We start from the raw sequence: 22,886 nt of genomic DNA on the forward strand, positions 1-22,886 counted from the left end.
CGAGGGCTCATCCCTCGCGGCCGGCACGCAATTCCTGCAGTCGGATCACGGTGTTGACGCCGAGCCATGCGAGCGGCTCCGGAGGGAGCCTCTTGGGCTCTGGCTGATCCGAGAATTTGTCGAGCATGTCCGAGCGGGTACCTGTCGCCAGATCGGCGGCCATGATGCCTGCAAGGGTGCTTTTCACGGTCCCGAGCCCGTTCTCGCAGCACGCCGAGTAGAGGCCCTCTTCGATTTCGCCGAAGGCAGGCACATGGTTTCTGCTGAGGCAAAGCCGCCCGGCCCAGACATGCTCGAACGGCACGTCCTTGAGGTCCGGAAACCGGGCTTCCAGGGAAGTCCGCTGCTCGGCGGCGATTCCGGCCAAGCGTTTTTCACTGACCTGAACAGTCCAGTCGTAGGTGAACCGGGTCCGGATCACGATACGCGAGGTCCCATCGGTGGTGATCTTCCTGACGGTCGCCCCCATTGGATCAGCCGGAAGCAATGCCCACCTGTCCTTGCCCGTGGACCTCGAGGTGAAGGGAGCAGTCATCGAGGCATAGGTGAAGATGTGCATCAAGCGGCCGCGGAAGTGACCGAAATCCTCGATGTGGCCGTTGACGCCGAGGATGACTTTCGGCGCGGTGACGCTGCCGCGACGCGATTCGGCCCGCCACGCCCCGCCCGGGCGCCCAAGTCTGAGCACCGGCGAATGCTCGAATATGTCGGCCTTCGATGCCAGCCCTGCGGCGAACCCGCGGATATAGTCGGCGGGCTGGATCAGCACCGCGCCTGGCGTGTAGAGACCTCCCAGATAGTAGGACGATCCGGTGATCTCCCGCATCTCATCTGCATCCAGGAAGCGATGCTGCTCGCCGATGCCAGCAAGCGAGTGGCCGTAGCTTGCATTGAGCTTTATTCCGCGCTCTGTCGCCGCGGCATTGATCTTGCCCGACGGATCGAAAGTGCGCGCGGACATGCCGTATTCCGCCGCGACGTCGGCGGCGAAAGCGATCGCAAAGCGGTTCTGGGCGATCTCAGTCCTTGCCGCGGTCTCGCTGGCGAGGGAATATTCGCCTGACGACAGATTGTGCGGGACGTCGATCATGTAGCCGGAATTCCGGCCTGCGGTACCTTTGGCGATCTCGCCCGCATCCAGCACGACGATCTTGTCGCCAAGCCGTAGTTGAGACAGTCGCCGCGCGGCCGATAGGCCCGCAAAGCCCGCACCGATGATCAGCCAGTCGGCAGATACGTCGCCGTCGAGCGTTCGGACGGGGAAGCTGCGTCTGCTGATCGCCTCCCAGCCCGATGTTCCGGATTCCGCCGGAAGACGCTTGACGACGAGGTCTTTCACCGGATGGTCTCATCGACGGAACGATCCGAGATGTCGATCCAGACCGTCTTCAATTCGCAGTAATTGTCATGCGCGAAGACCGACTTGTCGCGTCCTCCGAAACCGGATTCTTTGTATCCGCCGAACGGCGTTGTCGCGTCGCCTTCGCCGAAGCAGTTGACCGTCACGACGCCGGCCCGGATTTCGCGCGAAAGCTTAATCGCCTTGCGTAGGCTTCCGGTGTAGACCGACGCGGTCAGGCCGTAGTTCGTGTCGTTGGCGAGAGCCACGGCTTCGGCAAGCGAAGTGAACGTCGTGACCGAAAGGATCGGTCCGAAAATCTCCTCCTGAAACAGGCGGCTCAGAGGCTTGACGCCGTCGACGACGGTCGGCTCGATGTAGATGCCCTTGTGCGTTTTGCCGCCATGGACGACGGAGAGCTTTTCGGTCTTCACTTGGTCGAGGAAGGATTTAACTTTCTCGAAATGGTTCTTGCTGACGAGCGCGCCGATGCGATTTTCCGGGTCGAGCGGATCGCCCGTCTTCCATTCGCGGAGGTAGGCGCCGATTCGCTGCAGCAGCTCGTCCTTGATCGTGTCGTGGACGATGAGCCGCGACGTGGCCGAGCAGTTCTCGCCCATGTTCCAGAACGCGCCATTGACCACCTGTTCGGCGACGAGGTCGAGGTCTTCGGCATCCTCCAGGACCACTGCCGGGTTCTTGCCGCCGCATTCGAGGACGACGCGCTTGAGGTTGGAGTCCGCTGCGTAGTGCAGGAAACGGCGACCTGTCGGCGTCGATCCGGTGAACGCCACCATGTCGACATCCATATGCATGCCGATCGGTTCGCCGACCTCCTTGCCGCCGCCCGTGACAACATTGAAAACGCCGGCGGGGATACCCGCCTCATGCGCCAGTTCGGCGACACGAAGCGTCGTCAGCGTGGTCTCCTGGGCGGGCTTCACGACCACCGAGCATCCCGCGGCGAGCGCCGGACCGATTTTCCAGGCCAGCATTAGCAGCGGAAAGTTCCACGGCAGGACGCAGCCAACGACGCCGACCGGTTCGCGCACGACCATGGTCAGCGCGTTCGAGCCCACGGGCGCGACATTGTCATAGAGCTTGTCGATCAGTTCGGCATGCCAGCGGATGGTATGGATCGTATCGGGAACATCCACCGTCTGGCATTCGCGGACCGGCTTGCCGCTGTCGAGGCTCTCCATGACGGCAAGTTCGTGACGGTTGTCCTCCAGGAGCTTCGCGAATTTGAGGAGGACGGACTTGCGCTCGCCAGGCGAGCGGAGATGCCAGCGGCCGTCGTCGAACGCTCCCCTGGCTTTCGCCACGGCGAAATCGACATCGGCAGCGTCGCAGGCCGTGATCTCGGCAAGCGTCTCGCCAGTCGCTGGTTTGGTTGTCGTGAATGTCTTGCCGGAATTCGCGGGACGGAACGCGCCATCAATGAAGGCATTGGTTGGAAATTGAATGTTTGCGGCAATCGCCTTGTATTCGCCGGCGGTCAAAGGCTCATGCATGGTTTGCTTCCGCGGTGATCTGGGCGACCGTGCGCTTCAAGGTGGTGACGACAGTCTCGAGAGATCGCTTTTCTTCCGAATTGAGGGTGCGCAGCGGCGCCCGCACCGGGCCTGCCTTCAGGCCGATCAGCTCACAGCCGTGTTTGATCGACTGGACGAACTTTCCACACTCGAGAAAGTCCATGAGCGGCAGCATCGCGGTCATGATGGCGCGGCCCTTGTCGAAGTTCTTCTGCAGCACGCAGGCTTCGTAGAGCGCGACATGCTCGCGCGGGAGGAAATTGGAGCCCGCGCAAACCCAGCTCCTGGCCCCCCATGCAAAGAATTCGAGCGCCTGGTCGTCCCAGCCGCAGGACAGCGCGATATGGGGGAACTTCTGCGCCAGCAAATGGAGGTTGCCCATGTCGCCGGAGCTCTCCTTGATGGCCACGACGTTCCTGGACTTGCCGACGCGGGAGAAATACTCCTCTCCCATCACCACGCCCATGCGGGCCGGATAATTGTAGAGCATGATCGGCAGGTTCGCCGCGCGGTCGACCGTGAGTGCGTGAACCGCATTCTCGCGCTGCGTTGGCAAGGCGTATGGCGGCGACGACACGAGAATGGCGTCAGCGCCGATTTCCTTCGCCGCCCTTGCATATTCGACCGAGTCTTCGGTCCTGATGGCGCCCGTTCCAATGATGAGCGGAATCCGGGTGCCAATGACCTCCTTTGCATAGGCGGCGAGATCGAAGCGCTCCTGTGCGCTCTGCGCGTAGTATTCACCCGTCGATCCGCCAACGATGATGCCATGCACCCCGGCTTCGATGAGCGACTCCAGAACCGCCGCGAAGGCGTCACGGTCTATCTGCCCCTTCGGGTCGAGAGGTGTGATCGCGGGGGTGTAGATACCTTCGAACTTCAAGACGATTCCCCCGACGAAGCGGCGGGCATTCCGACCAGCGCGTCCGCTTTCAATCCTTGCGGGGCGATGAACATCTCCATGTTCTCGCGCGACAGTTCCCAGTGCTCGAATACGAGGTCGACGACCGTATCCTCGTCATGCGAGCCGATGGCGGCGATGAAGCCATCATGGTGGTCCGCGGCGAGCCGCAGACGCCGGTGCATGTCATCGGTACGGGGCCGGAAGAAAGTGTGGCCGATGCGGGCGTGATCGATCAGCAGCCGGCCAAGGCTCGGCTGCAGGTAGGCATTGCCCGACATCTCGCCGATGATCTCGTGGAAGCGATTATTTTCGAGAACCATGGACAGCGCGTCACCAGTGACGCTTGCCGTACGGAACCGCTCCTGCGTGTCCGTGAGGTCTGCAAGTTGCTTCGGCTTGAAGTTCTGGACCGCAAGGCGGCCGATCGCGGCATAGATCATCGGCGCGACCAGGAAGAAGTGCCTGAGCGTCTGATGGTTCATGGGGACAACGCGCGCGCCGCGATTGGCACGGATATCGATATAGCCCTCCCCCTCGAGCCGGCGAAAAATCTCCCGCACAGGCGTTCGAGAGAGGCCGTAGCGCTCGCTCAGGCTCACTTCGTCCAAGTCCTGGTCGGGGTCGAGTTCCATCGTCAGGATCTGCCGCTTCAGATCGTCGTACAGACCGTTCTTCCCGCTCTTCATCGAGACCTCCGTCTGAGTTTCGCGACAACGGCTCGACCGCGTCGACGGCAAGGAATTTGCACAAACTGAGGTGCGAGTCAACAGATTGTATAATTTGAGTACACAATTGATGTACATAAAGAGTACAATCGATTTAGGGCGGCCGCGACGACTTCGCAGTCGAGTCCCGCTGCCCACAGTCAGGCGTTGATCATCAGACGATGCGCGTCGTAGATAGCTGCGTGAATGTTCCGGCTGGCCGCGGCATCGCCGATCCGGAACAGGCGAAACCGTTTCTCAGGATTACGCTCGATTGTCTGAATTCCGCCTTCGAGCAGAGCGTTGTAGTCGACGGTGCCGCCGTTGATTGAATCTTCCTTGAGCGAGATTGAGCCGGAGTCGCATCATGACTTACCTGTCGAAATCTCGAGGACGATCAATGCGCGGAGATGCCTCGTGCAAGGCCGTGCCTTGCTAGCGACTTGAGGGTCGACTGGCCTTCGCCTCGACCTGTTGCGGCTCGGGCCAATTCCTCGAGTGACGTTGCGCCGGGTGCGCGGAAGGCGTTGTGCCGCGAAAAAAGCATCGTCATCGAGAATATAGATTTCGGCGACAGGGCTTATCGCAGCCAAGTCGAGAATACGACCCAGTACCGCCCAGCCGCGGACAAGCGGTTTAGGCTTAATTCTCCTCAAGGTTTGGGATCACTGGCTTGAAGAGCGCCCATCCGCCAATGGCGGGAGGTTGTGGGTCGACGTTTATGCTGACTTCCGTCACCAGCTTCCGGCGAAGGGCCATAGTATAGTCGCTTGGACCCTTCGGCGTTATGACGAAGGCTTGCGAACCGCCAATGACCGATTGGGCAAAATAGGATGCCAATGGTTGTTCAGGATTCTCATCTTTTGTTGGAATGGCGATTGCATTGATTGTGTATCCCTTGGCAACGGCGTTGAGCCTGCTCGGCTGAACAGGAAGTCCGTCGTTGTTCTCACCATTGGAAGAGATGTCGATTACTTTCTTGGCCGCGTTTCCAGGGAACTGGTCGAGCAGAAGGCATCCGACGTCGATGGCCGCGGAGACGGATGTTCCGCCTCGCCCTCTGCGAATATAGCCGGTATCTCCTTTCTTGCTGATCACCGACGCAGCCGCCTTGGCATCTTCCAGCCCGCAGATATTTGTCCACGGCAGCACAATGCGCGTGTGCCCGGGACTCGACCATTCAAAGTAGGCCACGCTGATGCAGCCAACGTAGTTCCGCGTGATGGCAGCTATGATCTCTGGCGAAGTGAGCGCCGCAGCATGACCCTCGCGCTGCAGGTCGGCAATCTGAGGATCAATCGAGGACGAGAAATCGACCGCGAATACGACAGCAACATCGACGTTGGCCGCGTGTGCCTGCAGCCCCCAACACACCGAAGCGGCAAGCGTTCCCGCCAGTCTCAAGTATGAGCTGACCTGCTTTGCCGGCCCTCTGGCAGATCGCTTCAACGGCTTCAGAAAGTCCCCGCGTACCGCCCGCGCCTGCTCGCGGAAGGAGACCGCTGCAGACAAGGCACCTACGTCCTGATGCGCACTTCCGAACATGTCATTCTCCATCTCGACAACCGGTCGTTTTCAAAGCGGCCATTTTCAACATGTGGAAATTTGGCGAGGGGCCTTGGTCCCAACGCCGAACAGCAGCAGATCGGCCTTGGTCCACAAAAGGTGACAGCCGAGCAAGGTCAGTGGCATGGCGAGTGCCGCGAAGGAGCCGCCCGACCAGACCTCCGGCAAAGCCCAGCCCAGGGCGACGCTTGTCGCCAACATTGCGGGCAACCGGCTGGCGAGCACCGCACTGCGGAAGGGATCGGGCCAGGCGGCCGGCCACAGTGGAACCGGCATGCCCGGCCTATGGAGGGTGCTGCCGAATTTGCCCAGCGCATGCAGCAGACCGGACGTCGCCGCCAGCAACGGATCGCCGAGCAGCAACAGGGCAATGCCGAGCCCGATCGCGCCTATGCCTGACAGGAAGTCTCCCAGACGGTTGAGGGCGGGATCGGGAGCATCCGGCCTTGCCCATGCCCGGTGATAGGCCTCGCCGCCCCAGAAGAAGACCAGAGTAGCAAGGGTCAGCGCAACAGTACCGTGGCTGCCGGCGAAATGGTCCATCACCGCCGCGGTGACAGCGCTTCCATCATGCAAGCCGACCGGCACGGTGGCAATCTGGATTGCCAAACCTACGATGAGGCCGAGCGCGTTACCGCTGTTGTAGTAGCCGCCGGGTCCCTCCATGCGGGCGCGAAGCGCCGATGCCAAATATGCGAGCGGAATTACCCGCGCGGTCATCGCGGCGACCTCGCGACAAGTCCGGCCGCCATCGATACAGCGACCGCTGCCGGGCCGATTGAAGCCATCGGCGCCGTGCCGAGCGGCAGCCGGGTTGGGAATACGTTCGCATCACCGCAAGGGTCATCACATTCCTCCGCTGGACCTGAATTGGTGGCGGGACGATCGCTCGCCCAGGCTGCAGGCGCAGCCGCAAAGGCAGGTGCTGCGTCGAAGGGAATCGGACCGGCCAGCAAGGGCGCGCGTGCCTGCGGCGTTCGGTTCGACATTGCGACGGACAGGATCGCACCGAGAATGATCGCGGCACCCAATGCGCCTGCCGGTGAGTTCCGTTCGCCGAGGAAGATTGCCGCGCCCAGCGCCCCGAAGACGCTTTCGGCACTGACGATCACGGCGGCATGACCGGCGGGAGTGAAGCGCTGGGCGGCAATCTGTATGCCGAAAGCGATTGCGGTGGAGAACACGCCGAGGACTGCCAGTTCCGGGCCGGCTGCAAATGCACCTGCCAGCGACAGGTTGCCTTGCAGTGCCCCGAGCGGCAGGGCGAAGGCGGCGGCGCCGAGGAACTGTGTCGCCGCGGCAGTGAACGGTCGCGCATGGGCCTGCATGTGCCGGCCAAGCTCGACCATCCAGAGCGCATAGCAGGCAGCCGACAGGATGGCGGTGAGATCGCCGCCGCTGAGACCGGCGATCCCGCCGGACAAAAGCAGTGCACCGAGCACCGTCAAACCGGCGGCTATGGTAAGGCCCGCTGTCGGACGCTCGCCGATGAGCAGCCAGGCGGCCAGTGGTGTCATCACAGTTGTCGTGCTCACCAGGAAGCTTGCATTCGTGACCGTGGCGCCGAGATAGCAAAGCTGCTGAAGCGTGATGGAGATGGCAAACAGCACACCCACCCTGGCCAGACTGGAGAAATAACCCGACCCGGCAGGCAGTCGCCTTTCGATCAAGACAAAGGGCAGCACAAGCAGCCCACCGATCAGGCAGCGCAGGCCGACGGCACTCAGTGCGTCGAGATGAGCAAGCACCGTCTTTTGCGCGACATTGCCGAGGCCCCATAAAGCGGCTGCAAACAGCAGCAGCAAATTGGCTCTAGTCTTGGACACCCGCCACCCCCTCGAGCCAAAGCGTGTTGCTGACTCGGTCGCCCTGGTTTAGCGAAGCCTAATTGACCTCGCGTCACGACAGCGCTTGAGGGCGGGGCGCTACAGTTTGCGAAGCGTTAGTTTTGAGTTAGAATTTCGTCAGGCTGGGAGAGCAAATGCAAGATAAGAATAGCAGCGCTACAAATAGAATCTCGCTCTTCGGTGGTTTCCGGATCGAAAATGAAAAGGCGGATCCGCTCCGGCTGACAGGGAAACGGGGTCCCGCGATCGTTGCTTATCTGGCCCGGTGTCCGGGCATGGTGGCGACACGGGAGAGACTGGCTGATCTGTTTTGGGGTGACAGCGATAGCGAACACTCGCGCAATAGCCTGCGGCAAACCCTCAGCGTCTTGCGCCGGGATCTGTCGCAAGCAGGTGTGGATCTCATCCATTCCCGCGGGGAATTGATCGGCCTTGCGCCGGACGCGGTTCGGGTCGACGTGGAGGAGTTCGAAGCAGGCCTCCCGGCCCGTTCCGTGCCGGAACTCGAAAAGGCTCTGGCGAACTATACCGGGCCATTCCTCGACGGGCTTTATCTGGGAAGCAATGGGTTCGATGACTGGGTCGCATCCGAACGCGACAGGCTGCTGAGCCGCGCACTTGAGGCCTTCGAAAAATTGGCTCGTCTCGTCGACGCGGAAGCCGGGGTCATCCTGGCCGATCGCGTTCTGGCCATGGAACCGACGCGGGAAGAATCCTATCGACTCAAGATGGAATTGCTCCTCGCATGTGGCCAACGCGACAGGGCGATCAGGACATACGAGGCTTGCAGAAGCATGCTGAAGAAGGAGTTCGGCGTCGACGTCGGCCCGCAGACGCGAGCGCTTTGGCAATCCGTGCTGTCTGCCGCCAACACGGCGTCAAATATGCAGTCGGCAAATACTGTTCCAGCCAGCCAGCGCCTCGGGCGCCCATCCATCAGCGTTGCCGACTTCATCAATCTGACCGGAAAGCAGGGCGACGACTTTTTCGCCAAGGGACTCGTCCAGGACATCACCACGGCCCTCTCCGAGGTAGCCGACTATGTCGTGCTCTCTGCGCATACAGCCGTGGAGAAGAACGGCCCTGCCGAAGAAACCAAAACGCCAGGAATGCTCCGGGCGCGATATGTGCTTAGCGGCAGCGTCCAGAGATCGGGCAATGGGCTGAGGGTGAACGTCCAGCTTGTCGATGCCGCCGGCGGCCACAACGTCTGGGCCCAGAAGTTCGACGGCCACTCCGAGAACGCGCTCGAATTCCAGGACAGGATCGCACAGTCTGTTGTCCTGGCAGTGATCCTCGATCTTCAACTGACCAATTGGAAAGTCCGCGACAAGAGCCCGCCTGGTCCTCCTGAAGTGCGCAGGTTGGTGAACGAGGCTCTCATGAAGTATTTTGAGATGACCCGGGACTCGCTGTTGATCGGGATAGAGCTTGCCGAGAAGGCTGTCTCGATAGGTCCCGACAACGCTCGTGCGAAGCGGACGCTCTCGATCATAATTTCCATGGGCGTGGCGTTTGGCTCGCTGCCCCGGGAGCCGGGGCAGATCGAGCGTGCGGTCGAGCTTGCGGAAGCAGCGGTACGGGCAGTACCTGACGACGAAATTGCCCGATGCATCCTGTCATTCGCTCTCGAAAGTTCCGGCCGCATCGACGAGGCGATCGCCGAATGCCAACATGCGATCGGCCTCAACCCAAGCTATCCGACCGGCCACGGCGACATTTCGATGCTCTTTGCGTTGCGCGGACAGGTCAGCGAAGCAGTGCGTGAGGCCAACGAGGCAATCCGGCTCGGAACGCATGACGTCATCGACTTCTGGCGACACCATGCCTTGGTTGTTGCACTGTTCGCCAGCGGAGACGATCGGCGGGCGCTCGAAGTCGCCCGCAGGGTGGTCAGGACAAAGCCGGGATTCGTTCGCGGCGCCCTTTATTGGGCTGCGGCCGCCGCGGCAACTGGAAACAACGACGAAGCGTCACGGGCCATCCATCATTGCCTGTCACAACTTCCACATCTCAACCTGGATAATGTTTGCCCCGGCTTTGTGCCACGCTATGTGAGGGATCATCATCACGCGAGATTCCTTGAAATGCTGTCGAGAGCCGGCCTTCCGAGCTCCTGATGCGATCACGAAGAGACAGATCGAGATGGATGCGGCCGACGGTTTCGCTAGCGTCGAGATCGGCCAGCGTCCGAGCCACTTCAGCACCCGGTGGTAAGCCCGCGCCGAAACGCTGAGCTTTTCACTGGCGTCCTTGAACAGCGACCGGCCGACTGCATCATGCGACCTTCGCATAGTCGCTCAGGCGAAAGCTTTCGGTAAGGCATCTGGCAGCCGGCAATGTTGACACCGGGTCTCGAAAAGAACGGCTGCTTTCCTGACCCATGCGACTGGAAGCGGACCGACCGGCTTCGGCCTCAGGCTGCCGGGCGGCAATGCGCCATGCCATTCACGCTGACCACCCCAAGGGAACGCGTCGATAAGCTCCTCGGTTTTTTGTCGAGGGGGCGCCTAGTGTGTCGCGGCCGAGATGTTTTGGTTGACGCTAAAAAAGTTAGTCGGGTCATATTTCCGCTTTACCTGGGCAAGCCGACTGTAGTTGTCGCCGAAGGAGGCGCGGATCATTTGGTCCGCGGGCTCGCTCTGAAAGTTCAGAAGGTGCATGCCGCTCGAATGCGGCTCGAACGCATCATACATGGCCCGCACCCAGGCAATATGCCTTTCACTTTCGGCCGGATCCGTCCACTGTGCAGTCATCCCGATGTTGTATTCTGCGTTCCGCTGGACGAAGGCGGAGTCCGCGCGACTGATCCGGCCTGGCGCGCCGCCGTAGAACTCCACGATGCAGGCCGAAAGAGGCGACTCCATCCGATTTCCATGCTCGACAAGCAGGTCGATGATCGTATCGGTAAGCTGCGGAACGAAGCTCGCCTTCCAGTAATTGTGAGTGCCGTTCGGGAAAGCGCCGTCCAGCAGCTTCTGCATCGACGGGAAGGGCATCGGCTGGATGGCGTCGAGCAGCGGCGGACCGAAGGCTCGCAGCGGCGCCAGCACACGTGCGCCTTCTTCCCCGTCGCCGCACCAGCATGAGATTATGCCGACCGCCGGTATGCCGTCCGGCGTCGTCAGCATGGCCGCGTAGGCAGTCAGTTCCTCCGGTGCCGTGGCCATGAAGTCGCGATAGAAGCGCAACACCTCGCCGGACTTGTCGCGGGCGTGAACAATCAAGCCGCCAAGCACCGACGATATTTGCTGCGCCCGGAAGGTGAAGCAGGTGACGATGCCGAAATTGCCGCCTCCGCCGCGCAAGGCCCAGAAGAGGTCGGGGTGTTCTTCCGCGTTGGCCGTCAGCAGGCGTCCCTCCGCCGTCACCAGCTCAAACGAGATCACATTGTCGCAACTCAGTCCGTGCCTGCGGACCAGCCAGCCTACGCCGCCGCCGAGTGTCAGACCGGCAACGCCGGTCTTCGAGACGACGCCGACCGGCACCGCAAGCCCATGCAGATGCGTCTCGCGATCGAGGTCACCTAGCGTGGAGCCGCCCTGCACCCGCACAGTCCGCGTCTTGGGATCAACCAGCACGCCACGCATGGCGGAGAGGTCGATGACGATGCCGTTGTCGCATAGCGCCCGCCCGGCGACATTGTGACCGCCCCCACGCACCGCGACCAGAAGGTCGTTTCTAGAAGCGAATTTCACCGCGTGGATTACGTCGGCGACACCGAGGCAGCGTGCGATCACTCCCGGGTGTCGGTCGATCGCCGCGTTCCAAATACGGCGTGCCTCGTCGTAGTCGGCATCAGCGGGCCGGATCAAGCGTCCAGCCAACCCGGAAGCGAACTCATCGACAAGATCGGCGCCAATCGACATACCACTGCGGTTTTGAAGCTCCGTCGCTGCCATATCCTCCTCCTCAACCTCATCGCCTAAGCTCAAGCCTCGGGGCGAAAGGTAGCATAACACCAGCTGGCGGGCTTGTGATGCCGAAAACACCCTCGATCCGATCAGTGGCGATGCCGTCGCAGACGCGCCGCTGTATCTCGTGCGCGGCCTCGCGCGGTCTTCGGTATCCAGTCGTTGAGCGTAGGGTGTTTCTTGGAGCTTCCTTGAGTGTGATCACGCAAAGCACACACCAAGATTGAAACACCGTTCGATACCTCGGCGTGGACATCGAAGATGCGACCCTCGCAGAGGGAACTGAAATCTGAACACGGTGGCGGCCCCGGTTCCGGTCTGGGCCACCATTTGAGCATTTGAGCAGTCGTGCACGGCCATGCTTGGTGGAAAACGGAAGTCATTAGATAGGGTCAGCTACCGGTGTTGCGCATTAGGGGTCATGATCGCATTGTGATCGAGCGGCGGGTTAGACATCCGGCGCGTGAGTTGAATGGCTGCTTTTGCTAACTGGATACTCGAAAGCTGCCGATCTGTTTACGGCTCAAGGCCGCCCTCCTCGTCGATTAGCACCAAGACCACTTGATCCTTTACAATGAACCAAAGGGCGAACAACGGGGACGGCACATGTCGGCGAGTGCTTATGCATTGACTGGATTCATCTCGTGGGCACTGGCCCTGCTGATCGTGATGGAAGTCATCCGGACCTACCTGGTGATCTCTGGGCAAGTCGCGGCAAACGGCTTCACGCCAGATAACGCAGCACTCACCCCCTTCATGCAGAGGTTGGCCCGCGCCCACGCCAACTGCATTGAAGGGCTTCCAATCTTCGGAGGTCTGCTAGGCGTCGCGATCATTGTTGCAAAAACTGATGTCACGAATCCCCTGGCCTACACGTTGCTAGGCGCACGGATAGTGCAGTCGATGATCCACCTCGTCTCCACGACCCAGCTCGCGGTCAGTCTCAGATTCACCGCGTTCGCCGTGCAAATGGTGATCGGTGCGTATTGGTCCTGGATGCTGTTGATGTGAAGAGTGCCGCGACTTCAGAACCACGGCGACCAAGACCGCTCTGGTCTTGATCAATGCGCCACGCCGTCGGATGCGTGCAGGAGTCTCCAGGTCAAGCCGATGCGGCCGTCGAACTGGGATGCAAAATGTTCGGCGGCGACGCCTTCCAGGCCGTCATCCACAAGGGCTTCGATGCTTCGTCGCACCAGCGCGAGTTGCATCTCGCGGGCGTGTGCCAGGTCTGCCTCTCTCATGATCGCCGTGACGTGGTAGGCGACAACGGGCTGGCCGAGGCAAGATGTGAGCGTGCTCGCTTCTGACGTCACCGCCACAACTGCATCTTCGATCTTCATTCTGGCGCTCCTCATCAAACATGATGCTGGCGCCTCCCCATGAGACGACGGTGTTCCGTCGCTTCTTTTTCAATTTCGACTTGTCGCGAGTGAAAGTGGCACGTGCGCGAACAGGAGAATTACCCTCTTGTTCCAGTCTCCTTGAGCAGCCTCGCTACCCAAATCAGTATGCTGCAAAATTGAATCAAAGGCGACCGGATAGTTAATCGATGGTTAATGGCGGCGCTCGCATCTCAGGCGTTCGCGCATGAAACATCGGGCAGGTCTGCTTTTGCGCCTCCAACAAGCGCCGAGCAGCAGACGCGCTCGGCCGAAGAGCCTAGCACCAGGTGGGTGATCGGTCGGGTCCCAAGCCAATTTCCGCCTGCCGCGCTCACGTTATTGCAAGACGTTCAAATTTGAGCTTCCGCACTCATGCTTTGTCGAGAGAATCTCCTGTAGTCATTTAGACCTACTGCGCCGTGAGTTTTAGCCGTTCTGAATCGCCGTAGGCGACGATGACGACGAAATAGGAGAACGCAATGACTCGCAGTCACGTTGAACGTCTTGGAGAGTTCAGGGAAATCCTGGTCGCGACTCGACGCGAAGGAGTCCGTAACGTGCACCATACCCGCGACGCAATGCGGGCAAGTGGCTTTCAGATCGGGGATAGCGACGGCTCCAGCTACGGAGCCGAACTGAAGGCGCTCCAAGAGGAAATTGAGGCAGTCGATCGCGCCATCGAAGACGAGATGCGGTTGGCCTTGGCCCTCGAGAGCGCGGCTCAATCCCGCCGACCGACTAAACCGAGAATCGTGAAGGGAACATAGAGTCGGGTCAGCCCTTGGCACCCGTCGCGTCGATCGACTGCGGTATGGTGTAGGACTCGTCGCCACTGTGGCGAGCGCGCGCCGGAGGTCATCCGTTGCCATCAACGTCGGGAAGGGCGGCCGAAGCTGCCCTCTACGATGTCGCTGACTGATCCGCCTTCATCTTCCTCGTCGATTTCGGCGTTCTTCAGGTGTCCGAGTACGATCTGAAACGCGATATTTGGCGCAAGCGATACGGTCGGTCATCGCATCCTTTCTTACGATCTCAACGAGAACGGAATGCTATACGGCCGGCGGGTCTTCTTCACCTTTGCAAGCAATGACGGAATGCCAGACGGCCTCACGGTTGATAGCGCCGGCAATGTCTGGTCCGCACTCTATGGCGGCGGCAAAGTCGTATGCATTGACGCCAGGGGGACGCTGCGAAGATCGCTCTATTTGCCGGCCACTTTCGCTACAAGCCTCTGTTTCGGTGGGTCAGAACTGAAGACGCTGTATGTCACGACGGGTTGGAACAGCAGCACGACGGAGGCGACCAAGGCAAACGATGTGGGTGGCGCAGTCTTCATGCGGCCAGTCGATACTCCTGGACTGCCGAATCCGTCATTGCGCTCTAGACGCAGGTGACGGGTTTGGATTGTTGTGCACGTGGGCTGAAGGCTGCCGCACGCATACCGACACCACGTCGACTTAGCCGTCGGTCCTTTAGGTCAGTCGCGCTCGTGTCGTACGTGGCGTCGCCAAGAGTAGACTGGTTTCGCTACCCGTTATGCCGGCTATGAGCCGGATACGCCGAAGCACTGCATCGAAATCAGTCAGCGAGGTAGTGCCGAGTTCGACCACCAGATCCCAGCGGCCATTGGTGGTATGGATGGTCGAGACTTCCGGGAAACCGCCAAGTGCCCGAACCACGCGATCGGCGGCGTGGCCTTCTATCTCAATGAGCATGATACCGCGGATGCGCTGATCAACGGCGTCAGCGCGCAGCACTACCGTGTAGCCGATGATGTCGCCGGACCGCTCCAGCCGCTCCATACGTGCCCTGACCGTGGCGCGCGAGACGCCGAGATCGACGGCGAGATCCGACACGCTGCGCCGCGCGTCATGCCGAAGCAAGGTCACGAGCCGTTCGTCCAGCGCATCCACAATAGGTTACCATTTTGATCAATTCTGCTGCCATTACGATAAACAATGCTTTTCGGATTGCCAATTCTCCCTGTTCATATCGCCGACACGCCATGATCTTCTCGCTGTCATTCGAACTTTGGCCGCAGGAAAAACAATGCGTTGCAGAATCGTCGGGGCGCCGGTGCAGGACGGCGCCGGCAGAATGGGATGTGAGATGGGGCCAAGCGCCCTGAGGACCGCCGGACTTGCAGACGTGCTGTCCGGTCTCGGCCACGCCGTTGAGGATATGGGCGCCGTCCAGGCAATGCCGGCTAGGCGCATTTTGCACGGCAACCTGGCGCTGAAGGCGCTGCCCGAGGTATCCGCCTGGACATCCGCCATTGCCGCGGCCGCCTACGCAGCAAGCGAGGACGCCATGCCGATCTTTCTCGGCGGCGACCATTCGATCTCGGCCGGGACTGTGTCGGGCCTCGCCCGCCGCGCTGCCGAGACCGGGCGCCCGCTGTTCGTGCTGTGGCTCGACGCGCATCCGGATTTCCACACGCTCGACACCACCGCCAGCGGCAATCTACACGGCGTTCCCCTCGCTTACGCCAGCGGCCAGCCAGGTTTTAGTGGCTATTTTCCGGACCTGCCGGCGGCGGTCGATCCGACGCGTATCTGCACCATGGGCCTGCGCAGTGTCGACCCGGCCGAACGCAGCGCGCTCAACCAGGCGGGCGTGACCGTGCACGACATGCGAGCGATCGACGAGCATGGCATTGCGCCGCTGCTGCGCGCTTTCCTGGCGCGTGTGTCTGATGAAGATGGGCTGCTGCATGTCAGTCTCGATGTCGACTTCCTCGACCCGTCCATTGCGCCGGCAGTCGGCACCACGGTTCCCGGCGGCGCGACGTTCCGCGAGGCGCATCTGGTGATGGAGATGCTGTCCGACAGCGGCCTCGTCTCCAGCCTGGACCTGGTCGAGTTGAACCCTTTTCTTGACGAGCGTGGCCGTACCGCGACTCTGATGGTCGACCTGACGGCGAGCCTGATGGGCCGCCGCATCATGGACCGCCCCACGCGCAGCCATTCCGGGAGCTTTTGATCATGACCACCGCAAAGTTGAACATCGTCCCCTTTGTCAGTGTCGACCGCATGATGAAGCTTGTGAATGTCATCAGTGTCGAACGCTTCCTGACTGAACTCGCCGGCTACATCGAGGATGACTTCCGCCGCTGGGACCTGTTCGACAAGACGCCGCGCATCGCCTCGCACAGCCATGACGGCGTCATCGAACTGATGCCGACCAGCGACGGGCGCCTCTATGGCTTCAAATATGTCAACGGCCATCCGAAGAACATGCGCCAGGGTTTGCAGACGGTCACCGCCTTTGGCGTGCTCGCCGATGTCGGCAGCGGCTACCCGATGCTGCTCACGGAGATGACTATCCTGACGGCGCTGCGCACCGCCGCCACGTCCGCTGTCGCGGCCAAGTATCTGGCACCGAGCGGCGCGCGCACCATGGCGATCATCGGCAATGGCGCCCAGTCGGAATTCCAGGCGATCGCCTTCAAGGCGCTGACCGGCATCGACCGGCTCAGGCTCTATGACATCGACCGGTCAGCATCGCTGAAATGCGCGAAGAACCTCGCTGGCATGGGATTCGACATCACCATCTGCGGGACCGGGCAGGAAGCGGTCGAAGGTGCCGGGATCATCACGACCGTTACCGCCGACAAGCAGTGCGCCACCATTCTCACCGACAACATGGTCGGCTCCGGCGTCCACATCAACGCCGTCGGCGGCGATTGCCCCGGCAAGACGGAACTGCACAAGGACATCCTGCTGCGCTCCGACATTTTCGTCGAGTTCCCGCCGCAGACACGCATCGAGGGCGAGATTCAACAGCTGGATCCCAACCATCCTGTGACCGAGCTCTGGCAAGTGATCGCCGCCAAGGCCCAAGGTCGCCGAGACGCCAAGCAGATCACGCTGTTCGATTCAGTCGGCTTCGCGATCGAGGATTTTTCAGCGCTGCGCTATGTGCGTGACCAGTTGCAAGCGACCGGCCTCTATGAGGAACTTGACTTGCTCGCCGATCCGGATGAGCCACGCGACCTATTTGGCATGCTGCTGAGGGCGGCCATGCAGCCGGCAGCTTGAGGAAGATCGCGGATACACCGGCGACGGTCCTCGCAGGATAGGTCGACGCCCTTGTTCAACGGTGTCCCAAGGGATCCGTCGGCTACCCCGTGCGGTGCCAAGCCAACGGTTCAACACTGATGCCAGTCGAAGGCCGGCACGTCCCAACGTTCATCCACATTACAATCCTTCGCCCAGGCGACGCTTTATGCAAGCGACCGCGACGTGTTGCTGTTTTGAAATTTGTGATGTAAAATCAATAACTTAAGCGATAAACCGATGGTACCGTTGGCTGGGATCGAACCAGCGACCTCCGGATCCACAATCCGGCGCTCTAACCATCTGAGCTACAACGGCACGTTTACCGAGCCGGACCAAAGTGGAAAGTTCACTCTCCATGGCCAGCTCTGTCGTTCGGCGATGCGTCCTTACGGGCTAATGGATCTTAATTCAAGACTTTTGCTAGGCAAAGATCGCTTCCCCACAACGCCATCGACTTTTCACCGGGCAAAGAAAAAGGCCGGCGGGAGGAGGTGCCGGCCTTTTCCTGTTACGAGCCAGCGGGAGGAGGTGCTGGCTGGTCACCCCGGGGAGCAGAGGGAGGAGGTTCCGCCCACCGGGTATTCCTTGATGGCTACCATCATATGCCTGATCGTTTTTAAGAAAATGCGACCTTTTGTTGCATCTTCAGATCATGCGTAAATGTTAGGCAACCTTGATTTCCTTCATCGCCTTCTCGAAGGCGGTCTTGATCGGCTTGGAGACGTCCTCGGCTGCCTTGGTGGCGACGGCCTGGAAGTCCCTGGCCTGCTCGACGGTCGTCTCGACGCGCTTGCGCAGGAAAGAAGTCTGCAGCTCGATGACTTCCGACAGCGACTTGGCGCCGATCAGGGCTTCGAGATGCGAAAAGCCGGCCTCGGCATTGGCGCGGAGAGCGGAGATGGTCTTGAGCGACAGGTCGCTGGAAACGGTCTTGGCGGTCTCGTAGGTCGACTCCAGAGCCTTCTGGGTCTCCTCGGCACCGGTCTTCAGCTTGGCATAGGCTTCCTTCGACTGCTCGACGCCCTTTTCGGCGAAAGCGCGCATCTGGTCGGTGGCCTTGGAAGCGTCGAAGCTCGGGAACTCAACGTTTTCGATCGTGTCAGTTTTGGTCCTGGACATTTTCCATCCTTTTCAGCGTCAGCGGCTTTGACAGAAAGCCGTCTCGTTCATGTATGATGGCAATATAAAGGCAAATTTTGTGCATTGCAACATCTTTGTTGCGGTGCACCATAAATTTCTTTCGGGCCGTTAACCAAGAGGCCAGAATCCAGCCTTTGCACGTTCTGGCTTGTGGACCTTCGCGCCGCCGGCTTTTATTAACAAAGCGTTAACTGCAAAATCGCCGCTCCGTGAGGGTTCGCCAAGCGCATGCCGTCCGAATATTCCTTCCTCGACGTCGCCGTGCTCGACGCAGTCCGCCAGCGCTTTGCCGCCGGCGACGCGATCGCGATCCTGTCGGCGGATCTGGAGCAGGTGATCTGGGCCAATGGGCCGGGAGCCGCCGTGTTCGGTTATCCCGACATCGAGGCCATCATCGGCGCTTCGGCGCAACTGCCCTTGATCGCCAGACGCCAGATCATGGCGACCAGCGGTTTTCCCGAGATCGGCCGCGACCGCGCCATCACGGTGCGGCTGGCAACCGGCATGACCAGCCGCGCCGTCGGCTTCCTGGCAAGTGCCGTGAGCATGCCTGACGCCGAAAAAGCCATCATGCTGGCAGTTCCCGCGGCGCAGACGGGCTCGCGCAGTGCCGGCGAAATCGCCGCTCGCGCCATCAGCGGCCTTACCGAAGACGGCCATTTCATCGCGTTTGTCGATGCCAGCGGTAACATCGAGGCGGCCTCGGAAGGATTCTCGGCACTGGGCATCTTGCCGGAGACGCTGGCGGCGCTGGTCGCCGACGTCGCAGCCGAGAGCGACCGCATCGTCAAGCGCCTCGTCCCCGGCGGCACAGCCTCCTATCCGGCAGGGTTGGCAAGATTGACCGAGGAACGGCATCTGCTGGTGGTGATCGACGAGGACCAACTCGACGACTCGGCCCCTGCCGATGACAGCTTCGTGGAAGCGCAGGCGCCGGCACGGGTAGAAACAGCAGTTGCGGAAAGCATGATTGCCCAGCCGGAACCGGACCAGGACAACAGACCGGCAATCGACGTCGAACTCCCGGCCGTGGACGAACCAGGCGTTGCGGAAGCCGCCGAGACCATTTCGATGCCGGCAGCGCCTGAGAATGCCGACACAACCGGGCAGCGCGCGCAGACGGCGCATAGCGACCCGGGGACTACCGGCGGTACGCCGGTGCAGCACGATCACTGGTACTTCCACGCCGGCGAGGAGGATGCGCAACAGACTGGCCGGCCCGCTGCAGCCGAGCCTGTCGAACTCCCTGCCGCCGTCGCGGAGGGTGCGGCGGAAGATCCGACGCAGCACGATACCAAGGCCGCCGTCCCCGTCGAACACCCGGTCGCGCGATCGATCGACCGCACGGCGGCGCCACTGCGCTTCGTCTGGCGCACCGATGCCGAGGGCAAGTTCAGCGCGCTGTCCGCGGAATTCGCGGACATCGTCGGCAAGCCGGCGGCCGATGTGATCGGCCGGCGCTTCAGGGATGTCGCGGCCACCTTCGGCCTCGACCCCTCCGGCGAGATCGCAGGCCTGCTGGAGCGGCGCGACACCTGGTCCGGCCGCTCCGTGCTGTGGCCGATCGCCGGCACCGATCTGAAGACCCCTGTCGACCTGGCGGCACTACCCGTCTATGGCCGCAGCCGCGCCTTTGAAGGCTTCCGTGGCTTTGGCGTTGCCCGCGCCAGTGATGCGGTCGTCGATCCGGAAGCAATCGGCATGGCGCTGGTACCCAACGGCGAGGCGCCGGCGGTGCAGGAGCCGCAAGCCATAGAAGCCGCGCCCGAACAGCCGAAGGCCGAAGAATCCAATTCCGAGGAACCGAAGGCGTCGGACCCGTTCCAGGGCGAGGTGCCGGCGCTGACCATCGTGCCGAAACCGGAGCGGCGCTTTGCCGACAAGGTGATCCGGCTGGCTGAACATCGCCAGCCAGCCAACGACAAGGGCCTGTCGACGCTGGAGCGCAGCGCGTTCCGTGAGATTGGCGAGCGGCTGAAGAAGGACAGTTCCCCGGCCGAGCCGCCGGAGGCCGAGAAGCCCAGGAAACAGGCGACGGAGACACCTGCTGAAGCTGTGGTGGAGGTGCCTACGACGCAGGCCCCGGCAGTCGGCGAGATTCTGTCAACACGCGTTGCTGCCGCGCATGGGGAGCCGACGCCTGCTGGCGAGATCCCCGCGGCAGAGCCGGAGACCGAAACGGCGTTGGCCGAGCCATCCGAGACCGATGCCGAGGACGAAGCGGATCTGGCGCGGCTTGACGGCGGTCACCCGGGCGACGTGGCTCATGAGGAGCCCTCCGATGCACTGCCCAATGCGACAGGCTCGTTGCTCGCCTATGCCGATCGCGATGACGAACGCGGCCCTGTCGCGGACAACAGTGACGAGGCGCCGGTTTCCGAATCGGTAGCCACGGAACAAGAAAGCACCGAGCCCGTCGCCGCTGATGCGACACATGACGCCGTCGATGACGACAGCATGACGTCTGCCGATTTTCGCGATGCCGAGGAAAGCGAAGATTGGGCGCAGCCCGACGAGGACGCCGCCGCACCTGACGAGCAGGCGGTTGCATCCGCCAAGGAACCCGCCAGCACAACCGACGCCGCCGGGACTCGCGTCGAGCGCCCACGCCTGCAAGTGCCGCCACTCAAGGCCGAAGGGTTCGTGCCGTCGGCTTTTTCGGCCGGCGATGAGCACAAGGCTCCCGATACCTCGCTTCTCAGCAAGCTGCCGGTGCCGCTGCTCATCCATTCCGGCGACCAGTTGCACTATGCGAATGAGGAATTCCTCAACCTGACCGGCTATGAGGCGCTCGAAGACCTGGCGGACGCCGGCGGCCTCGGCGCGCTGTTTGCCGATCCCTACGCCGACGACGGCGCCTCCGACGGCGCCGATCGCGCGTTGCGGCTGAAGACGCATGACGGACAGGAATTTCCGATCGAGGCCATTTTGCGCTCTGTCCCCTGGCGCGACGGCAAGGCGCTGATGCTGGTCGTGCGCCGCGCCGGCGAGGATGACGCGCCGGCGGCTTTGCATGTGGTTGGCGACGACCAGACGCAGCCCGACATTCCCGAGCTCAAGGCACGCATCGCCGAGATGCGCACCATCATCGACACCGCCACCGACGGCGTCGTGCTGATCGGCCGTGACGGCACCATCCGCTCGATCAGCCGGCCGGCCGAAGCGCTGTTCGGCTTCGACAGCGACGAAGTGACCGGCAAGCCGTTCGCCTCGTTGTTTGCGATCGAAAGCCAGCGCGCGGCGCGCGACTATCTCAACGGACTGTCCGAGCCCGGTGTGGCGAGCGTCATGAATGACGGCCGCGAGGTGATCGGGCGCGAGGCGCAGGGGCGCTTCATCCCGTTGTTCATGACCATCGGCAGGCTGCCCAGCGACAGCGGCTTCTGTGCCGTCGTGCGCGACATCACACAGTGGAAGCGGGCCGAAGAAGACCTCACCCAGGCACGCGCGGTGGCCGAACGCGCGTCCTCGCAGAAGACCGATTTCCTCGCCCGCATCAGCCACGAGATCCGCACGCCGCTCAATGCCATCATCGGCTTTTCCGAGCTGATGGTCGACGAGAAGTTCGGGCCGGTGGCCAATGACCGCTACCGCGACTATCTGCGCGACATCAACCGCTCGGGCAACCATGTGCTCGACCTCGTCAACGACCTGCTCGACATCTCGAAAATCGAGGCCGGCCAGCAGGAGATGGCCTACGAGGCGGTGTCGCTCAACGACACGCTGGCCGAGACCGTGGCGATGATGCAGCCGCAGGCCAACCGCGAGCGCGTCATCATCCGCTCCAGCTTCGCCTCTCGGCTGCCGGAAGTGGTGGCCGACCTGCGCAGCGTGCGCCAGATCGCGCTCAACATCCTGTCGAATGCCATTCGCTACACCCAGGCCGGCGGGCAGGTGATCGTCTCGACCGCCTATGAGACGTCGGGCGACGTCGTCATGCGGGTGCGCGACACCGGCATCGGCATGAGCCAGGCCGAGATCGAACAGGCGCTGAAGCCGTTCAAGCAGATCAACGCACTGAAGCGCGGACGCGGCGACGGCACGGGGCTCGGACTGCCGTTGACCAAGGCGATGGTGGAGGCCAACCGCGCCCGGTTCACCATTAACTCGACACCGGGAGAAGGAACTCTGGTCGAGGTCGCGTTTCCGTCGACCCGCGTGCTCGCGGAATAGAGCAATTCCAGGAAAGCTCGAGCCGGCAAAGAAAAGGCGCCCAAGAGGACGCCTTAAGAGATGGGATTGCTGTCACAACGGGGCTTGAGCGAATTCAGATCCTCGGGGGCTGAGGAACGGGATTTCTCCCTCAAGTTACGTGCGATTATCGACGCCGGGCCTTAACAACTCCTTACCGGGCTGCCAAAAAATTTACGAATGTGTACCACTCATGAAATCTAGGTAAATTCTCGCGACATATTTGGTTAACCATGCCGGCCTGGAGCCGTTCACCGGTTCACGGAACCGGCAACCCGCTCTAACTCATTGTTTGGGACG

The 22,886-nt window shown here is 61.6% G+C and carries 18 protein-coding genes, 1 tRNA gene and 1 pseudogene; 7 read left to right on the forward strand and 13 right to left on the reverse strand.

The genetic code is table 11. The annotated features are described in order from the left end of the window. Nucleotides 1–7 precede the first annotated feature (7 nt). The 7 genes from ACFSOZ_RS02830 to ACFSOZ_RS02860 form a co-directional block, all read right to left on the reverse strand. Nucleotides 8–1,339 (reverse strand): NAD(P)/FAD-dependent oxidoreductase, encoded by a 1,332-nt coding sequence (locus ACFSOZ_RS02830; RefSeq protein WP_379093412.1) that lies wholly within the window; start codon nucleotides 1,337–1,339, stop codon nucleotides 8–10. Beyond that, the gene (locus ACFSOZ_RS02835; RefSeq protein WP_379093415.1) at nucleotides 1,336–2,853 is read right to left on the reverse strand and encodes an aldehyde dehydrogenase; all 1,518 of its coding nucleotides are present in this window, start codon (nucleotides 2,851–2,853) and stop codon (nucleotides 1,336–1,338) included. The genes ACFSOZ_RS02830 and ACFSOZ_RS02835 overlap by 4 nt, the downstream gene beginning before the upstream one ends. After that, entirely contained in the window at nucleotides 2,846–3,757 is a 912-nt protein-coding gene (locus ACFSOZ_RS02840; RefSeq protein ID WP_379093417.1) for a dihydrodipicolinate synthase family protein, read from the reverse strand. The genes ACFSOZ_RS02835 and ACFSOZ_RS02840 overlap by 8 nt, the downstream gene beginning before the upstream one ends. Next, a complete protein-coding gene (locus ACFSOZ_RS02845; protein ID WP_379093419.1) occupies nucleotides 3,754–4,464 on the reverse strand; it encodes a GntR family transcriptional regulator in 711 nt (236 codons plus the stop codon). Before ACFSOZ_RS02845 ends, ACFSOZ_RS02840 begins: the two co-directional genes overlap by 4 nt. A gap of 660 nt (nucleotides 4,465–5,124) precedes the next feature. Further along, a complete protein-coding gene (locus ACFSOZ_RS02850; RefSeq protein ID WP_379093422.1) occupies nucleotides 5,125–6,027 on the reverse strand; it encodes a DUF1194 domain-containing protein in 903 nt (300 codons plus the stop codon). A gap of 45 nt (nucleotides 6,028–6,072) precedes the next feature. Next, nucleotides 6,073–6,768 (reverse strand): hypothetical protein, encoded by a 696-nt coding sequence (locus tag ACFSOZ_RS02855; RefSeq protein ID WP_379093425.1) that lies wholly within the window; start codon nucleotides 6,766–6,768, stop codon nucleotides 6,073–6,075. Continuing rightward, the gene (locus tag ACFSOZ_RS02860; protein WP_379093428.1) at nucleotides 6,765–7,874 is read right to left on the reverse strand and encodes a DMT family transporter; all 1,110 of its coding nucleotides are present in this window, start codon (nucleotides 7,872–7,874) and stop codon (nucleotides 6,765–6,767) included. Before ACFSOZ_RS02860 ends, ACFSOZ_RS02855 begins: the two co-directional genes overlap by 4 nt. Before the next feature lie 296 nt (nucleotides 7,875–8,170). Here ACFSOZ_RS02860 and ACFSOZ_RS02865 point away from each other — a divergent pair, with 296 nt between their 5' ends. Continuing rightward, nucleotides 8,171–10,015 (forward strand): BTAD domain-containing putative transcriptional regulator, encoded by a 1,845-nt coding sequence (locus tag ACFSOZ_RS02865; RefSeq protein ID WP_379093431.1) that lies wholly within the window; start codon nucleotides 8,171–8,173, stop codon nucleotides 10,013–10,015. On the opposite strand, the pseudogene ACFSOZ_RS02870 reads toward ACFSOZ_RS02865, so the two are convergent. Together ACFSOZ_RS02870 and ACFSOZ_RS02875 are read right to left on the reverse strand one after the other, a co-directional pair. Next, nucleotides 10,008–10,174, reverse strand: a pseudogene (locus ACFSOZ_RS02870) (magnesium chelatase subunit ChlI family protein); the annotation flags it as partial. The gene ACFSOZ_RS02865 and the pseudogene ACFSOZ_RS02870 sit on opposite strands and share 8 nt — an antisense overlap. Before the next feature lie 231 nt (nucleotides 10,175–10,405). Further along, a complete protein-coding gene (locus ACFSOZ_RS02875) occupies nucleotides 10,406–11,797 on the reverse strand; it encodes an FAD-binding oxidoreductase (RefSeq protein ID WP_379093434.1) in 1,392 nt (463 codons plus the stop codon). Between the two features lie 618 nt (nucleotides 11,798–12,415). On the opposite strand from ACFSOZ_RS02875, the gene ACFSOZ_RS02880 reads away from it, so the two are divergent. Continuing rightward, nucleotides 12,416–12,820 (forward strand): MAPEG family protein, encoded by a 405-nt coding sequence (locus ACFSOZ_RS02880; RefSeq protein ID WP_379093436.1) that lies wholly within the window; start codon nucleotides 12,416–12,418, stop codon nucleotides 12,818–12,820. A gap of 50 nt (nucleotides 12,821–12,870) precedes the next feature. Here the strand turns inward: ACFSOZ_RS02880 and ACFSOZ_RS02885 are convergent, their stop codons facing one another. Further along, a complete protein-coding gene (locus ACFSOZ_RS02885) occupies nucleotides 12,871–13,152 on the reverse strand; it encodes a hypothetical protein (protein WP_379093439.1) in 282 nt (93 codons plus the stop codon). A 521-nt stretch (nucleotides 13,153–13,673) separates the two neighbouring features. On the opposite strand from ACFSOZ_RS02885, the gene ACFSOZ_RS02890 reads away from it, so the two are divergent. Both ACFSOZ_RS02890 and ACFSOZ_RS02895 read left to right on the forward strand, forming a co-directional pair. After that, nucleotides 13,674–13,961, forward strand: coding sequence for a hypothetical protein (locus ACFSOZ_RS02890; protein WP_379093442.1), 288 nt, complete (start codon nucleotides 13,674–13,676; stop codon nucleotides 13,959–13,961). 216 nt (nucleotides 13,962–14,177) lie between these two features. Further along, on the forward strand, nucleotides 14,178–14,588 hold the full coding sequence (locus ACFSOZ_RS02895) for an SMP-30/gluconolactonase/LRE family protein (protein WP_379093855.1): 411 nt from the start codon (nucleotides 14,178–14,180) through the stop codon (nucleotides 14,586–14,588). Between the two features lie 78 nt (nucleotides 14,589–14,666). Here the strand turns inward: ACFSOZ_RS02895 and ACFSOZ_RS02900 are convergent, their stop codons facing one another. Then, nucleotides 14,667–15,107: an Lrp/AsnC family transcriptional regulator gene (locus ACFSOZ_RS02900; RefSeq protein ID WP_379093445.1), complete on the reverse strand. Its 441-nt coding sequence runs from the start codon at nucleotides 15,105–15,107 to the stop codon at nucleotides 14,667–14,669. 136 nt (nucleotides 15,108–15,243) lie between these two features. On the opposite strand from ACFSOZ_RS02900, the gene rocF reads away from it, so the two are divergent. Both rocF and ACFSOZ_RS02910 read left to right on the forward strand, forming a co-directional pair. Then, a complete protein-coding gene (rocF, locus tag ACFSOZ_RS02905; RefSeq protein ID WP_379093448.1) occupies nucleotides 15,244–16,176 on the forward strand; it encodes an arginase in 933 nt (310 codons plus the stop codon). A gap of 2 nt (nucleotides 16,177–16,178) precedes the next feature. Further along, a complete protein-coding gene (locus ACFSOZ_RS02910) occupies nucleotides 16,179–17,234 on the forward strand; it encodes an ornithine cyclodeaminase (RefSeq protein ID WP_379093451.1) in 1,056 nt (351 codons plus the stop codon). A gap of 259 nt (nucleotides 17,235–17,493) precedes the next feature. On the opposite strand, the gene ACFSOZ_RS02915 is transcribed toward ACFSOZ_RS02910, so the two are convergent. Then, a tRNA-His gene (locus tag ACFSOZ_RS02915) sits at nucleotides 17,494–17,570 on the reverse strand. Between the two features lie 348 nt (nucleotides 17,571–17,918). Further along, complete coding sequence (locus ACFSOZ_RS02920; protein WP_379093454.1) at nucleotides 17,919–18,374, reverse strand: phasin; 456 nt, start codon at nucleotides 18,372–18,374, stop codon at nucleotides 17,919–17,921. A 249-nt stretch (nucleotides 18,375–18,623) separates the two neighbouring features. Here ACFSOZ_RS02920 and ACFSOZ_RS02925 point away from each other — a divergent pair, with 249 nt between their 5' ends. Then, on the forward strand, nucleotides 18,624–22,568 hold the full coding sequence (locus tag ACFSOZ_RS02925; protein ID WP_379093457.1) for a PAS domain S-box protein: 3,945 nt from the start codon (nucleotides 18,624–18,626) through the stop codon (nucleotides 22,566–22,568). Nucleotides 22,569–22,886: the final 318 nt, after the last annotated feature.

Origin of the sequence: Mesorhizobium newzealandense (assembly GCF_042682145.1) — a bacterium.
Classification (GTDB): domain Bacteria; phylum Pseudomonadota; class Alphaproteobacteria; order Rhizobiales; family Rhizobiaceae; genus Mesorhizobium; species Mesorhizobium newzealandense.